Raw genomic sequence first — 14,356 nt, 5'->3', positions numbered from 1 at the left:
TCGATACCAGCGGCATTGATCAAGCGATTGATATAGTGAGGATAATAATCAGCCAACGGAATACGAAAAAAGGATCAAGCAACCGCCCTTGGGAATAAGCTGGTTTTGACTTGCTGTTTTGTCGGTCAACCTTAGTCAAAAACTAATAGGAGGCACGTATGTTACTCAAGTTTACGAGCGGGTTTGAAGGCAAACCCGAAACGGAATTAACAGTTGTTGCATATGTTTTTGATCAACGCGGCGCGCTGATTGCCAGTGCGCCGGTCAAGAAAAACCAAGTTCAAATCGAGATAAAAGACGACGGGCCGCGTCCTGCACGTCTGTTCTTTGCATCGCCGCCGCCGTCACCTTCATCATCCCCGGTCAGCCGCGATAAATCCATCACGCTCGACGATATGGAGCGGTTGCGCGCTTATGAGCCGATGTGGAGTTTCGATCCGAAACGTAGCGATTACGAGTTATTACCGATTCCGGAAATCAATTGGAAATGGTGGCTGTGGTGTTTATGTCGGGTGCGCGGCACGGTAGTCCGTCCGGTTGTCATCGGAGGAGAGCATCATGAGATGCCGGTTTGCCATGCCCGTGTGCATGTGTGCGAAGTGGACCGGCTGTATTTGCTGATTCCCCGCTTACCCGATGACATCATCCGCCGTATCCGTGATGAATTACTCGAGCTGATTGAGATTCCGATTCCGCGTCCGCCCGAGCCTGATCCGCCGCCTTTCCGCTTTAATACCGCAATCCGTGATCTTTCAGCGCGCAATGTGGCTAAGATGCAAACGGCCGCGGTTGCCTCGCAGGCTATATCACTGAAAGCGGGTGCGCAAGTGATGCTGAATCCGCAGCCGTTGCCGCCTAAAGCAATGCTTACGGATGTTCCTTTTGCATTGAAATCCGGTTTGGCGTCCGCTTCGGTCAATATCATCCGCCAGACGCTGCTTGATAACCTCGTTTTGATCCGGCCGTTTTTGTGTTACTGGCCTTGGCTTTGGCCCTATTTTTACCGCTGCGATGAAGTGGCGGTGATCGATACCGACAGCCAAGGGCGATTCGATACCACCATCTGGTATCTGTGTGCGGGCGATCATCCCGATCTTTATTTCTGGGTGGAATACAGCATTGGTGGAGTGTGGACCACCGTGTACCATCCGCCGATCCGGTGCAATACGCACTGGGATTACGCCTGCGGCAGCGAAGTGACGATCCGCGTGACCGATCCGCGCGTGCCTTGGTGTGGCGATCCCAATCCGTTACCAGGTAAGCAAGTCGCTGTGATGCTGATCGGTAACGGTGTCAGCATGCCGGAAATTCAACGCGCCAGCGCCGGTGTTAATGAAGGTTTAACGGCGGCGGGTGAGCCATTCGGCGGCAGTTTGGAGCCGCACGTGTGGTTCGGTGACGCGCTGATTGCCAGCGGCATTACGCACTACCGCTGGTCGTACCGGCGCTTGACGCTGGCGGATGGCGTGACCGCTTCCGTTGGTGCTTGGCATGCGATGGATAAGGATGTGGTACGTCACTATGCGGAAGTGCTTGCGGACAGCACGTTAGCTTTTAAACCTTACCCGTTGGGCCCTGATCCAGCTTTCGCCGGGCAAAACCTGTTCAAAATCCGCCCGGTCAATCCACCGTTAAACCCTGGTGCAGTTTCCTCGTCGTGGGCACCGGAAGTCGATGCGCGTGAAAATACCGCGAGCGCTTTTTTCCTGTCGCATCTGCTCGACGGCGGAAATCCCGCTACCGGTGCGGGTAAATACGAGCTCAAGCTGGAGCTGTTCAAAAGCGATGGTTCGCCGGTGAATTTGAGCACGGAAGGCGTACTGCTCAAAGTACCGACCAGCGCCGGACCGTTCGGTCCCGGTACGGTTAGCACGGAGCTGGTTGCGCATAGCCCTGCATTGCCGGGTGACATGGAAGATCGCGTGATTCGCGATGGCGCCGGAAAGATCGTCGCATTCCGTCTGGTGCTGCGTGTCGATAACAACCACTGCGAAGCGGAAATCTACCGGGTCAGTGTCGATGGGCATACAGCGGACGATTGCGGTTTTACCCAATATCACGATAAAACATCTTCGAATGCTTACGTGAGTTTCAAGGCGCGTCATCCCAACAACTTTGCCACGTTCAGCTTCACCATTGCGCGTGGCAGCGTGGGTGTGGTGGAAACCGCGAGCGGATCGGTCAGCAGTAATCCCAGCACGGTCGGCGGTTATGCACGGGATGTCGGCAGCGTATACAGCAACAATGTGCCGGTAGCGGATCTGCTGGGTACTTGTAGCAAGGCGGCATTTGCAGAAAATCTGCACATCGATGCGCTTGCCACGGATGGCTGGAGCACGCTGGATTATCTGGATGCCGATGCCGTGCCGGTCGCTTTCGCGTTGGAGCCGGAACCGCCAGTGAAGTAAGCGCGTTTTAACAGTAAATGTTTTTTCCGATCAGTGGATATTCTGGAAACTTTTCCGATCGATTGTTCTGGGATTTCGCTGATCGCACGTATTCGTAATCGTGGTGATTCACTTTTGAATCATCGCTACATATTGCTTGCAACCGATCAATTGAAAGGGGATGAAAGTGAACCAGAAATCAGGCAGCAGTGCGATCGGTACCGACGAGAACATCATTTCCGGCACTAACGGATGGTTGATGTTGATGGTCTTGTTGCCGGCCTTATTGTTTGCGGCTTTTTTGGTGGCGACGCCGGGTGGTCCTGTCAAATTAATGGCCGGCGCAGCGCTGCTGGTGATTACGCTGTTCTGCTGTAAAGGATTGTTTACGCTCGAACCCAACCAGGCAGCGGTGATGATTTTTTTCGGTAGCTATGCCGGAACGGTCAATACAAGCGGTTTTTTCTGGGTAAATCCGTTTTATAACCGCACCCGGGTGTCGCTGCGGATCAATAACTGGAATACGCCGGTTCTCAAAGTCAACGATGAACGTGGCAGTCCGATTGAAATCGCCGCCGTGATCGCCTGGCGTGTGCAAGATACCGCCCGGGCGGTATTTGACGTAGAAAGCACGCTGAATTATCTGCAAATTCAAAGCGAATCGGCCGTGCGCCAAGTCGCCAGCAGTCATGCTTATGACGCCGCAGAAGGCGGACAGAAGAAAAGTCTGCGTACCGATTTGGATGCCATCGCCGGATTGCTACGCGATTCCATCCAGCAGCACGTCGAGGTCGCCGGCATCGTCATCGAGGAAGCCAAAATCGCCCATCTGGCTTATGCGCCGGAAATCGCCAATGCCATGTTGCGGCGGCAGCAAGCCGAAGCGGTGGTAATGGCGCGGCAGAAGCTGGTTGACGGTGCGGTCGGGATGGTCGAAGCGGCCTTGAAAAATCTCGAGGATAAGCAGATTGTCTCATTGACGCCCGATCAGCGGGCAGTCTTGGTTACCAACCTAATGACCGTATTGGTGTCGGAATCAGGTGCGCAACCGGTGATTCAGATGGCGCAATCGCCGCAGTGAAATCGATTTGCACCCCGGGAATACTGGCTACCATGCCGATTGGTGTTGCGGATTAATATGATTGTTTAGATAAGATAAAGAATTAGGGTGCGCAATTCATGTTTGACTTTAATTTGCGATACCTTTATATAGGCAACGGTAGTACTGATTCAAAGCGGTAATAATGCGAGTTTACCTACGGAAGCGCTGATTATTTCGGCGAACGAGACAAAGCGATTCGCTCGTGCAGTCAATTAATCAATGTTTCCTTACAATACTAAGGAGATTAACAGCATGTCAGCAACCACAACTTCATCGTTTCACTGCGTTAAAACGAATCATCGAATCCGCAAATTATTGCTATGGGGCATGCTAATTGCACCGCTTCTGATTTCGGGGTGCAGCATCGGCGATAAAATCGACAAAGCGACTGATAAAGTGAGCGATATCGCCGGAGATACCGTCGCTACATTGGATGGCGCAATTGATGCGCTCGACCGGAATTCCTCATCATGGCAAGCGGTGTTGCAAGACACTACGTCTAAACTCACCAAAGATGCGCAATCCACAGTACGTAACGAAGTATCCGATCTGCTCAATCGCAGTGTCGCCGCGACCGGTGACGAATTGCGCTGTAACATGGACTTTATCGGTACCCGTGTACGTCAAGCGCTGGCGAGAATCCGTGCGCGCTTGATGCATCAAGCGGTGCCGCCCGTTGAACCGGCACTGTGTCATGTGGTACCGGCCGCTGTCGATATGGCATTGGATCCGAGCCGCCGTAACAAATTGGAATTTTTTGGTTATGATTTCGATACCACGCCGATTAAGGTGACACTGCACGATACGTCGCGCACTCAGGATGTTTCCGCCGAACTGGACCGTTTAACGCACTATCACATGACGCTCAATCTCGGCGCGAATGGTGTTCCACTATCGAAAGCGAGCGACAAGCTTACTTTGGAATGGCAGAGTCGCCCCATTTCCAGCATCGCGGTTATTCAACCCGCGACTCCGGTATGCAGAGAGAAAACCGAAACTTACGCGCGCGATACCTATTTATCGTTTACACCGCCACATACCCGGGGCGATAAGGAGTTTGCCGGTCATGGTCCGGAAGTATGGGCCAAAGCGAATTGGAGCAGCGACGGCACGCATGTCAAACTGCGGCTTTGGATGAAAGCGCGAGAAACGCGCAGTGATTGGACCACCGCCGAAGGCGAGCGTAATGAAACTTACTATACGGCACCGCCAGGCTGGCGCATCGACAGCATCGTCAGCGGTTTGGAGAGCTCAGCCCATTATATCGACACGGATCACAATGACGATCGCCAAGGCGGCGGTCCGAATGGGCCGGTTAAGGAATTTAAATTCCGCGGCGATCATGATGGCGATGATGCCGGTAGCTACACAGGTGTCGATGTGACCTTCAATCCGCTGGTAGTTAAATTGGTGGAAGTCGCCAACTGCGCTCCGGCATCGGCAGTGAAATCTTTGCAAGTCAAGGACCTGATTGCTCCCACCACAATCAAACGCTTGCAACCGATGATGCTGAAGCTGCAATCTCCGAAACCGTAACGGTTGCGAAATAAAAAAGGTCAAATGGATAACAGTATCCATTTGACCTGGAGGTATCTTCAGCTTTGTAGGCGGAAAGTTGAAGGACATGGCAGAAGAAGAAGGAGGAAGGAGATTTAAGTTCTGCGAATGTCAGCCACAGTATCTGCTAATTGTGTTGCCGAGTATGTGACTTTAGTCACAATAAAATACGATAAAGTGTAGTTTCGCAAGACTATCGCGTTCGATTATGCAACATTGAAACCGCACTCAGGACGCTTTTAATAAACCGCGTTTGTTCGCTTGATTTCGCCTTATTTGATCACTGCTCGCCATCTTTCTCAAAAACCTTGTTCAGGGAACACTCCATAGGGATTGGCAACCGATGGATCAATGAATGTTGCTGTCATACTAGGTAGGAGATAGGCGGTGAGAGTTGGCTGAAGAATTTGGCAATGTTTCAGTTGGTCATTCATCCCCGCTCGTTTTATAATCCGCGCATCATGATTAATCCAATTTCCGCAATGGCCGGTGTTACAGTCGTGACTTCACACTCTGCTCAATCAATATGAATCCAAATCTGAATCAACTGCAACCGTACCCGTTCCAGAAATTGCGGCAACTGTTTCAAGGCGTGGCTCGCAACACTGCGCTGAAACCCATTGAGCTACAAATTGGTGAACCCAAGCACGCGACACCGGCATTTATCCGTCAAACCATGGCGGACAACTTGACCGGTTTGTCGACTTATCCGACGACGCTGGGCACGCCAGCGCTGCGCAACAGTATCGCGGATTGGATCAAGCGGCGCTATAACTTGTCCGGAATCGATCCGAATACCGAGGTCATCCCGGTCAACGGCAGCCGCGAGGCGCTGTTTTCTTTTGCGCAAACCGTGATCGATAGCAGCAACGCCAAACAACCGGCGGTGGTTTGTCCTAATCCGTTTTATCAGATTTACGAGGGCGCTGCGTTTCTGGCGGGAGCTGAACCACATTTTATTAACACCTTGCCGGAAAATCATTTCAAGCTGGATTTCTCGCAGTTGAAAGATGAAGTATGGTTACGCGCACAATTGATTTATGTCTGTTCACCCAACAATCCGACCGGTAGCGTGATGACGCTGGACGATTGGCGGGCGTTATTTGCGCTGTCGGACCGGTACGGTTTTGTGTTGGCTTCGGATGAGTGTTATTCGGAGATTTATTGCGATGAGAATAACCCGCCGCTGGGTGCGCTGGATGCTGCGCAACAGCTGGGACGTAGCGGTTTTCCGCGTTTGGTGGTGTTCAATAGCTTGTCAAAACGTTCGAATGTGCCGGGATTGCGCTCCGGTTTTTCGGCCGGGAATGCGCAATTATTGGAGAAATTCCTGTTATACCGCACGTATCACGGTTCAGCGATGAATCCTGCGGCGCAAGCGGCGAGTGCGGCTGCCTGGAGCGATGAAGCGCATGTGGTGGAAAATCGCCGCTTGTATGCGCGCAAGTTCGCCGATGCCATCGCAGTGTTATCGGGCACAACCGAGGTGCAGATGCCCGATGCCGGTTTTTATTTATGGATCAAAACACCGATCAGCGATACCGAATTCACCAAACGGTTGTATCAAGATTATAATGTGACGGTACTGCCGGGCAGTTATCTGGCGCGCGATGCGCACGGCGTCAATCCCGGGAAGGATTTTGTGCGAATTGCGCTGGTTGCATCACCGGAAGAATGCATTGAGGCTATGGAAAGAATCAAACGTTTATTGCAAACAATATGATTCAGCAAAGTTGAGAATAAATTACCAGGAAAAATTAAATGACAAATGAATTGCAAACCACCATTGAAGAAGCTTTTGACCGCCGCGCCGAAATTACACCGCGCAATGTGGATGCCAAATTGAAAGAAGCGGTTGCCCAAGCTTTGGCGATGCTCGATAGCGGTAAATTGCGTGTGGCGGAAAAAGTCGATGGTGAGTGGGTTACCCATCAGTGGTTAAAAAAAGCGGTATTGCTGTCATTTCGCATCGAAGACAACAGTTTTATCAAAGGCGGTTTTTCCAATTATTTTGACAAAGTGCCATCGAAATTCGCGGATTACAGCTCGCGAGATTTCCGTGACGGCGGCTTCCGTGTCGTGCCGCCCGCAGCGGTGCGCAAAGGTTCATTCATTGCCAGCAATGTCGTACTGATGCCGTCATACGTCAATATTGGCGCGTATGTCGACGAAGGCACGATGGTCGATACCTGGGCTACGGTCGGTTCGTGTGCGCAAATCGGCAAGAATGTGCATTTATCCGGCGGTGTCGGTATCGGCGGTGTGCTGGAACCGGTGCAGGCCAATCCGACGATCATTGAGGATAATTGTTTTATCGGGGCGCGTTCCGAGGTGGTCGAGGGTGTGATTGTCGGAGAGAACTCGGTAATTTCGATGGGGGTGTATATCGGCCAGAGCACCAAAATTTATAACCGTGAAACCGGCGAAGTCACATATGGCCGTATTCCACCCGGATCGGTTGTGGTATCCGGCAATTTGCCTGCAGAGAACGGAAAATACAGTTTGTATTGCGCTGTGATCGTGAAGCAGGTGGACGCTAAAACTCGATCAAAAACAGGAATAAACGAGTTGTTGCGCGGGATTTGATTAGAGTTTTAACATGACATGATAAAAAAATCCCCTGAACGGGGATTTTTTTATGGCTATTTATCGGACAGTCACTTGGTTATCGACTTTCTTCACGCCATCGACAATCCAAGCGTGCATATTAATGCGCGTCATCTGATCTTCATTAATGACAGCACCTTTCAAAGCAACATTGCCGTCTTGTACTTTAATTTCGATGTTGGCGCCTTGTAACACGGGATCGGACTGCACCGCTTGTGTGATGCGGGCAAAAATGGTCGAGTCGTCATAAACCGGTCCGGAAGGTGGTGTCACCCAAGATTGATGGGTTTTTTCCGCATAGTTTTCACAGCCGATCAGTATGAATAAACTCATGAAGAGTAAAGTTAATAAATGAATACGCGTTTGCATGATATTTCTGTCCTATCGATAATTTTCTGAAATTAAATTTGTATACTGTTAAGTATGACCTAAGTTTTGTGTTTTGTTATTTTTCCCTCAGCTCAGTATGGAATCATAACGCCACTGACGGACGATAGACAAGCCGGTTCATGAAATTACGGCGCTAGAAGCGTTTTGCACTCTTCATTAGTTTCTTGCAATCGTGGTTTGCAAAAAGTGTTGTATCTGTATATTCAGATCGTCTGTCAAACAATCAAATTCCTGCACTGTACCGGCTCGCATGCCGCGCAACCAAGTGAGTTGCCGCTTAGCTAGCTGGCGGGTAGCGGCTATTCCCATGTCGTGCAATTCAGTATTGCTTATTTGATTATCAAGATAAAGACAGGCTTGACGGTAGCCGACACAGCGCATCGACGGTGATTCGAGGTTGAGTGAAGGAAATTTACCGCGAATGGCTTGAACTTCATCGATGAGACCGTTTTTCAACATTGCTTCGAAGCGCCGCGCAATGCGCAGGTGCAATTGGCTACGTTCACTGGGAATGAGTGTGATGTTAATGATATGAAAAGGAAAATCAATTTGCCGTGGTATTTTCAGAATTTCGGACATCGGTTGTTGCGTCAGATAGCACACTTCCAGTGCACGCTGAATCCGTTGACTGTCGGTGGGTTTGATGCGCGTCGCAATTTCTTGATCCAGCTCGGCGAGCTTTTGGTGCATGGCCGGCCACCCCAGCTTGTTAGCCATGTTTTCAAGGGTCAAACGGAGATTCTGGTCCGCCGAAGGGAGCGGCGATAAGCCTTCTTGCAACGCGCGGAAGTAGAGCATCGTGCCTCCCGTTAATAGCGGAATCTTGCCACGCTGGATAATTTCTTGCATGACGCGCAGTGCATCGTGCCGGAATTGCGCTGCAGAATAGTGCTGATCCGGATCAATGAGATCGATCAGGTGATGCGGTATTTTGTTTAGCGTTGCCTGATCAGGTTTGGCGGTTCCGATATTCATATGACGATACACTTGCGCGGAATCCACGCTGACGATTTCAACCGGAAAATTTTCCGCAATCTCCAGCGCAACTTTGCTTTTTCCGCTGGCAGTCGGGCCCATCAAGAAAATTGCGAGTGGCAAGTGGATTAAATTTTGCATAGCATAATTTGGCAATGGATCGGGAAAAGGACACTTATAAGTTGAACAGACAATCGCTTTCCGCCTCTGGAATTATTGCCTTTTTATGGTTAAATAAGCATTGGACAATCGATAAAACTCGGCTACACTTCGGCAGATTTAACTTTTTACAGGAATACTTAATTGTCTGCATTGCAAATTTTCGCCATCGTAACGTTTCTCTTCATAATATATAGCTTGGGATCCGCGCTATATTACATGTTTAAAGATAAAGGCAATTCGACGCGGATGGTCAAATCGCTGAGCATCCGCATCGGTTTGTCGCTTTTTCTATTTATCGTCATGATGATAGCGTACCGCTTGAATATGCCTGACGATCCGTGGTAACCGAGGAGTATTGATGCGTTTATCGCGTCAGTGGTCTTGAAAAAAATATCCAGAAATGTCGTTATCATCGGTGCGGGCGCCGCCGGTATGATGTGTGCGATTGAAGCCGGTAAGCGCAACCGTAGCGTGATTCTGTTGGATCACGCGCATAAATTGGCGGAGAAAATCCGCATCTCCGGTGGTGGTCGTTGCAATTTTACTAATCGTTATGTCAAACCGGAAAACTATCTTTCCGAAAATCCGCATTTTTGCCGTTCCGCACTTGCCCGTTTTACGTCGCAGGATTTTATCGCATTGATTGAGAAACATGGCATTCGTTATCATGAGAAAAAATCCGGACAATTGTTTTGTGACGATAGCTCACAGCAGATTATCGATATGCTGCAGCGCGAGTGTGCATCTGCCGATGTGGATTGGCAAATGCCTTCCCACGTGCAAAAAATTGAGTGCATTGCAGACAATAATATTGTAGAGCATAGCAACAATAGATTCCTAATAACAACAGAGCGCGGCATCATTGCAACCGACTCATTAGTCATTGCCACGGGTGGAATATCCATTCCGCAAATTGGTGCAAGCGCATTTGGTTACCAAGTAGCCAACCAATTTGGCATCCGAGTGACACCTCTGCGCCCGGGTTTGGTCGGTTTGACTTTTGCTGCGGGCGACTTTGCGGGCTTTAAAGATATTTCCGGCATATCGATCGATGCTGTCGTCAGCTGCGATGATACGTCATTTCGCGAAAATATCTTGTTCACCCATCGAGGATTAAGCGGTCCCGCAATTTTGCAAATTTCTTCCTATTGGCAGCCGGGTAAACCGTTGCATATTAATCTCTTGCCGCAGTTTGATGTCGGTCAGATTTTCTCAGAACACAGACAAAGCTCGATAATGCTGCCAAATTTACTGATGCGCTATTTGCCTAAACGATTTGTGCAAATTTGGTGTTCAGCGATTTTTGCAGAGCTATCCAGTACATCAAAACCAATGAAACAATATCGCGACAATGAATTGCGCCGGATTGCAGATAGGATTCATGACTGGCAGGTAGTTCCTGGCGGCACAAGCGGCTATAAAAAAGCGGAAGTAACGCTCGGAGGGGTTGATACCCATGAATTATCGTCCAAAACAATGGAATCCAGACGCTGTCCTGGGTTATATTTTGTTGGGGAAGTGGTTGATGTGACAGGTCATTTAGGTGGATATAATTTTCAGTGGGCTTGGTCGTCAGGATATGTAGCAGGACAAGTTGTTTGAAAGATAATGTATTTTAATGATTATTGATGCAACCAATTGATTAATAATAAAAATTATTAAGTTATTTTTGGACTCATGGCACAGCGCCAAGAAATCAATTTTGAAAAAAATTAAAGTTTGGGTTTGAGAATGGTAATGAAATTTTGCCAAATTTATCTGGATGAGAGTTATTAATAATTAATCCTTGTAGATAAAGGGGAAATAGTGGGGTATGGTGATAGAAGCCCCTGAGGGATGGAGGGGATTTTATGACAAATGACTTGACTTTGGACCCCAAGGTCGACTAGCCTGAGAGGTGTGGTTAAATTAGGTTGCAGGAGAGGCTAATTTAGCTGCCGAGATCTAGCAGTACTAATTAATTAGTATTAGGAAGTAGAACGAGAAAGAAGAACGAGAAGTAGTTTTGATTAACAGTTAGGAGGTAGAAACATGGCAACAACCTATGGCACGTCAAGTGCATCAAGCGCAAGCTATGACATGTCGCTGTGGTACGACTCGAAGTACTACAAGCTGGGCATGTTAACAATGCTGTTGGTAGCGATATTCTGGATCTGGTACCAAAGGACGTTTGCATACTCACACGGTATGGACTCGATGGAACCGGAATTTGACAAGGTATGGATGGGACTGTGGCGCGTTCACATGACCCTGATGCCGCTGTTTGCGTTGGTAACCTGGGGCTGGATACTGAAGACCCGCGACACCAAAGAACAACTGGACAATCTGGACACCAAACTGGAAATTAAACGTTATTTCTACTGGATGATGTGGCTGGGTGTGTATCTGTTTGGTGTTTACTGGGGCGGTAGCTTCTTCACCGAGCAAGACGCATCGTGGCACCAAGTGATTATTCGTGACACCAGCTTCACACCAAGTCACGTAGTGGTGTTCTACGGCTCATTCCCGATGTACATCGTGTGTGGCGTAGCATCCTACCTGTACGCGATGACCCGTCTGCCGTTATACAGCCGCGGTACATCATTCCCGCTGGTTATGGCGATTGCCGGCCCGCTGATGATTCTGCCGAACGTTGGTTTGAACGAATGGGGTCACGCATTCTGGTTCATGGAAGAACTGTTTAGCGCGCCACTGCACTGGGGCTTTGTAATTCTGGGCTGGGCAGGTTTATTCTCGGGCGGTATTGCAGCACAAATCATCACCCGTTACTCGAACCTGACCGACGTAACCTGGAATGGTCAAAGCAGAGAGATTCTGAACAACAGAATCGTACCTTAATTCTTGAGGTTAATTCTTCCTGCCCGGCTGGGCGGGAAGGATAGAAGAATTTAAGAAAGATTAGCAGCAGTCATGAAAACGGCCGATAGGCTGACGACAAAAAGAAGCAAGGGAATCGTCAAGTTTTCATAATTTAATATCACACGAAATGAAGAAGGGAGGGTCTAGTGAGTAGAACAGACGAAATTTTAGCAGCGGCGAAGATGGTGCCGGAAGCGGTCAAGATGTCCAGATACATAGATGCGGTATATTTTCCGATTCTGTGTATATTGCTGGTAGGAACCTATCACATGCACTTCATGCTGTTAGCAGGAGACTGGGATTTCTGGTTGGATTGGAAAGACCGTCAATGGTGGCCGGTAGTGACACCGATTGTAGGTATCATGTACTGTGCAGCACTGATGTATTACCTGTGGGTAAACTATCGCCTGCCATTTGGCGCGACACTCTGTATCGTATGCCTGTTAGTAGGTGAATGGCTGACCCGTTACTGGGGCTTCTACTGGTGGTCACACTATCCGCTCAACTTTGTACTGCCATCGACCATGATTCCAGGTGCGTTGATGATGGATACGATTTTACTGTTGACGGGTAACTGGCTGATCACAGCCCTGTTAGGCGGCGGCTTCTTTGGTTTATTCTTCTACCCGGGCAACTGGCCGATTTTTGGCCCAACCCACTTACCGGTGGTTGTTGAAGGCGTATTGCTGTCAGTAGCTGACTACACAGGTTTTCTGTACGTACGTACGGGTACACCTGAATACGTTCGCCTGATTGAGCAAGGCTCACTGCGTACCTTTGGTGGTCACACCACAGTGATTGCAGCGTTCTTCGCAGCATTCGTATCCATGCTGATGTTCTGCGTATGGTGGTACTTCGGTAAACTGTACTGCACCGCTTTCTACTATGTTAAAGGCGAAAGAGGACGCATATCAATGAAGAACGACGTAACCGCGTTTGGTGAAAAAGGCTTTGCACAGGGGATTAGATAATGAACATAAGAAGCATATTTAAACTGGGCGTATTAGGCCTGTATGGAGCAGCGATTGGAGCGGCATCGCTGGCGATGACGCTGACGCTAGATGTTAAGACAGCAGCGGCACACGGTGAACGTTCACAAGAACCGTTCCTGCGTATGCGTAGTATTCAATGGTACGATTTGAAATGGCAACCGAAAGTCACCAAAGTCAACGACATTGCGACGATGACTGGTTTCTTTCACTTAGCGGAAGATTGGCCACGTGCGGTAGGTAAACCAACACGCGCCTTCTTTAACGTAGGTAGCCCAAGCCCGGTGTTTGTACGTTTAAGCACCAAACTGAACGGCGAACCGACGTTTATTTCAGGTCCTTTGGAAATTGGCCGTGACTATGCATTTGAAGTCAGACTGAAAGCCCGCATTCCAGGACGTCATCACATGCACGCGATGGTAAACATCAAAGACGCAGGTCCTATTGCAGGTCCAGCCTCATGGATGAACATCTCTGGCAGCTGGGATGACTTTACCAACCCAGTGACCACACTGACCGGTAAAACCATCGACCTGGAAACGTTCAACTTCAGCAACGGCTTATTCTGGCACATCGTATGGCTAGGCTTAGGCTGCTTCTGGATTGGCTACTTTGTAGCGAAACCGATGTTCCTGCCACGTAGCCGTGTACTGCTGGCGTATGGTGACGAATTATTGACCTCACCAACGGACAGAAAAGTAGGCCTTGCAGTAGCGATACTGACCTGCGCGATCGTCTGGGGCGGCTATCGTTACACCGAAAGCGTACACCCCTACACAGTACCGATCCAAGCGGGCGAATCGAAAGTGGCGCCGTTGCCGATTGCACCGAACCCTGTTGCAATCAAAGTAACGCATGCTAACTACGACGTACCAGGTCGTGCACTGCGTGTAACGATGGAAATCACCAACAACGGTGACTCAGCGGTCAACATTGGTGAATTCACGACAGCGGGCGTACGCTTTGTGAACGAACTGGGCCGCAAGCACCTGGATCCTGACTATCCAAGAGAACTGGTAGCGACCGGTTTGACGATGGATGATGACAAAGGCGTCCAACCTGGCGAAACCCGCGAAGTTAAGATGGAAGCTAAAGACGCGCTGTGGGAAGTACAACGTCTGATGGCACTGTTGGGTGACCCTGAAAGCCGTTTTGGCGGGTTGCTGATGACCTGGGATGAAGCAGGCAATCGTTATATCAACAGTATTGCAGGCGCGGTAATTCCAGTCTTTACCAAGCTGTAAGAGAAGTTAAGGTAACAACACCGGTACACCACTGTCGCAAGACAGCCGGTGTACCGGTTTTTTTATCGGTCAAAGAAATAGACG

12 protein-coding genes are annotated in these 14,356 nt (G+C 49.5%); 10 read left to right on the top strand and 2 right to left on the bottom strand.

Going from position 1 to position 14,356, the window contains the following annotated elements; all coding sequences use genetic code 11:
* Positions 1–158: 158 nt before the first annotated feature.
* The 5 genes from HRU77_01975 (at position 159) to dapD (ending at position 7,632) form a co-directional block, all read left to right on the top strand.
* A complete protein-coding gene (locus tag HRU77_01975) occupies positions 159–2,408 on the top strand; it encodes a hypothetical protein (GenBank protein ID QOJ19573.1) in 2,250 nt (749 codons plus the stop codon).
* 160 nt (positions 2,409–2,568) lie between these two features.
* The gene (locus HRU77_01970) at positions 2,569–3,468 is read left to right on the top strand and encodes an SPFH domain-containing protein (GenBank protein ID QOJ19572.1); all 900 of its coding nucleotides are present in this window, start codon (positions 2,569–2,571) and stop codon (positions 3,466–3,468) included.
* Between the two features lie 273 nt (positions 3,469–3,741).
* Positions 3,742–5,025: a hypothetical protein gene (locus HRU77_01965; protein ID QOJ19571.1), complete on the top strand. Its 1,284-nt coding sequence runs from the start codon at positions 3,742–3,744 to the stop codon at positions 5,023–5,025.
* 547 nt (positions 5,026–5,572) lie between these two features.
* Positions 5,573–6,769: a succinyldiaminopimelate transaminase gene (locus tag HRU77_01960; protein QOJ19570.1), complete on the top strand. Its 1,197-nt coding sequence runs from the start codon at positions 5,573–5,575 to the stop codon at positions 6,767–6,769.
* A gap of 38 nt (positions 6,770–6,807) precedes the next feature.
* The gene (gene dapD / locus HRU77_01955) at positions 6,808–7,632 is read left to right on the top strand and encodes a 2,3,4,5-tetrahydropyridine-2,6-dicarboxylate N-succinyltransferase (protein ID QOJ19569.1); all 825 of its coding nucleotides are present in this window, start codon (positions 6,808–6,810) and stop codon (positions 7,630–7,632) included.
* 60 nt (positions 7,633–7,692) lie between these two features.
* Here dapD and HRU77_01950 read toward each other — a convergent pair whose 3' ends face one another.
* Both HRU77_01950 and miaA read right to left on the bottom strand, forming a co-directional pair.
* Positions 7,693–8,022: a BON domain-containing protein gene (locus HRU77_01950; GenBank protein ID QOJ19568.1), complete on the bottom strand. Its 330-nt coding sequence runs from the start codon at positions 8,020–8,022 to the stop codon at positions 7,693–7,695.
* Positions 8,023–8,199: 177 nt separating this feature from the next.
* Positions 8,200–9,159 carry a tRNA (adenosine(37)-N6)-dimethylallyltransferase MiaA gene (miaA, locus tag HRU77_01945; GenBank protein QOJ19567.1) on the bottom strand — a complete coding sequence of 320 codons (960 nt, stop codon included), beginning with the start codon at positions 9,157–9,159 and terminating at the stop codon, positions 8,200–8,202.
* Positions 9,160–9,330: 171 nt separating this feature from the next.
* Between miaA and HRU77_01940 the strand changes: the two genes are divergently transcribed.
* The 5 genes from HRU77_01940 to HRU77_01920 all read left to right on the top strand — a co-directional run bounded on the left by HRU77_01940 (position 9,331) and on the right by HRU77_01920 (position 14,272).
* Positions 9,331–9,525, top strand: a complete 195-nt coding sequence (locus HRU77_01940; GenBank protein ID QOJ22029.1) for a twin transmembrane helix small protein — start codon at positions 9,331–9,333, stop codon at positions 9,523–9,525.
* Between the two features lie 45 nt (positions 9,526–9,570).
* A complete protein-coding gene (locus HRU77_01935) occupies positions 9,571–10,782 on the top strand; it encodes an NAD(P)/FAD-dependent oxidoreductase (protein ID QOJ22028.1) in 1,212 nt (403 codons plus the stop codon).
* Between the two features lie 429 nt (positions 10,783–11,211).
* Positions 11,212–12,018, top strand: coding sequence for a methane monooxygenase/ammonia monooxygenase subunit C (locus HRU77_01930; GenBank protein QOJ19566.1), 807 nt, complete (start codon positions 11,212–11,214; stop codon positions 12,016–12,018).
* Between the two features lie 167 nt (positions 12,019–12,185).
* The gene (locus HRU77_01925) at positions 12,186–13,010 is read left to right on the top strand and encodes a methane monooxygenase/ammonia monooxygenase subunit A (protein ID QOJ19565.1); all 825 of its coding nucleotides are present in this window, start codon (positions 12,186–12,188) and stop codon (positions 13,008–13,010) included.
* Positions 13,010–14,272 carry a methane monooxygenase/ammonia monooxygenase subunit B gene (locus tag HRU77_01920; GenBank protein ID QOJ19564.1) on the top strand — a complete coding sequence of 421 codons (1,263 nt, stop codon included), beginning with the start codon at positions 13,010–13,012 and terminating at the stop codon, positions 14,270–14,272. The genes HRU77_01925 and HRU77_01920 overlap by 1 nt, the downstream gene beginning before the upstream one ends.
* The last annotated feature ends 84 nt before the right edge of the window (positions 14,273–14,356 follow it).

This window comes from Gammaproteobacteria bacterium (genome assembly GCA_015709615.1).
GTDB lineage: Bacteria > Pseudomonadota > Gammaproteobacteria > Burkholderiales > Nitrosomonadaceae > Nitrosomonas.
The sequence above is the reverse complement of the archived record's forward strand: the minus strand, read 5'-3'. Positions and strand labels throughout refer to the sequence as shown.

Excerpts from the sequence above, each read along its gene's own strand:
- HRU77_01975 (QOJ19573.1), top strand. The coding sequence starts at position 159 with ATGTTACTCAAGTTTACGAGCGGGTTTGAAGGCAAACCCGAAACGGAA.
- HRU77_01970 (QOJ19572.1), top strand. The coding sequence starts at position 2,569 with ATGAAAGTGAACCAGAAATCAGGCAGCAGTGCGATCGGTACCGACGAG.
- HRU77_01965 (QOJ19571.1), top strand. The coding sequence starts at position 3,742 with ATGTCAGCAACCACAACTTCATCGTTTCACTGCGTTAAAACGAATCAT.
- HRU77_01960 (QOJ19570.1), top strand. The coding sequence starts at position 5,573 with ATGAATCCAAATCTGAATCAACTGCAACCGTACCCGTTCCAGAAATTG.
- dapD (QOJ19569.1), top strand. The coding sequence starts at position 6,808 with ATGACAAATGAATTGCAAACCACCATTGAAGAAGCTTTTGACCGCCGC.
- HRU77_01950 (QOJ19568.1), bottom strand. The coding sequence starts at position 8,022 with ATGCAAACGCGTATTCATTTATTAACTTTACTCTTCATGAGTTTATTC.
- miaA (QOJ19567.1), bottom strand. The coding sequence starts at position 9,159 with ATGCAAAATTTAATCCACTTGCCACTCGCAATTTTCTTGATGGGCCCG.
- HRU77_01930 (QOJ19566.1), top strand. The coding sequence starts at position 11,212 with ATGGCAACAACCTATGGCACGTCAAGTGCATCAAGCGCAAGCTATGAC.
- HRU77_01920 (QOJ19564.1), top strand. The coding sequence starts at position 13,010 with ATGAACATAAGAAGCATATTTAAACTGGGCGTATTAGGCCTGTATGGA.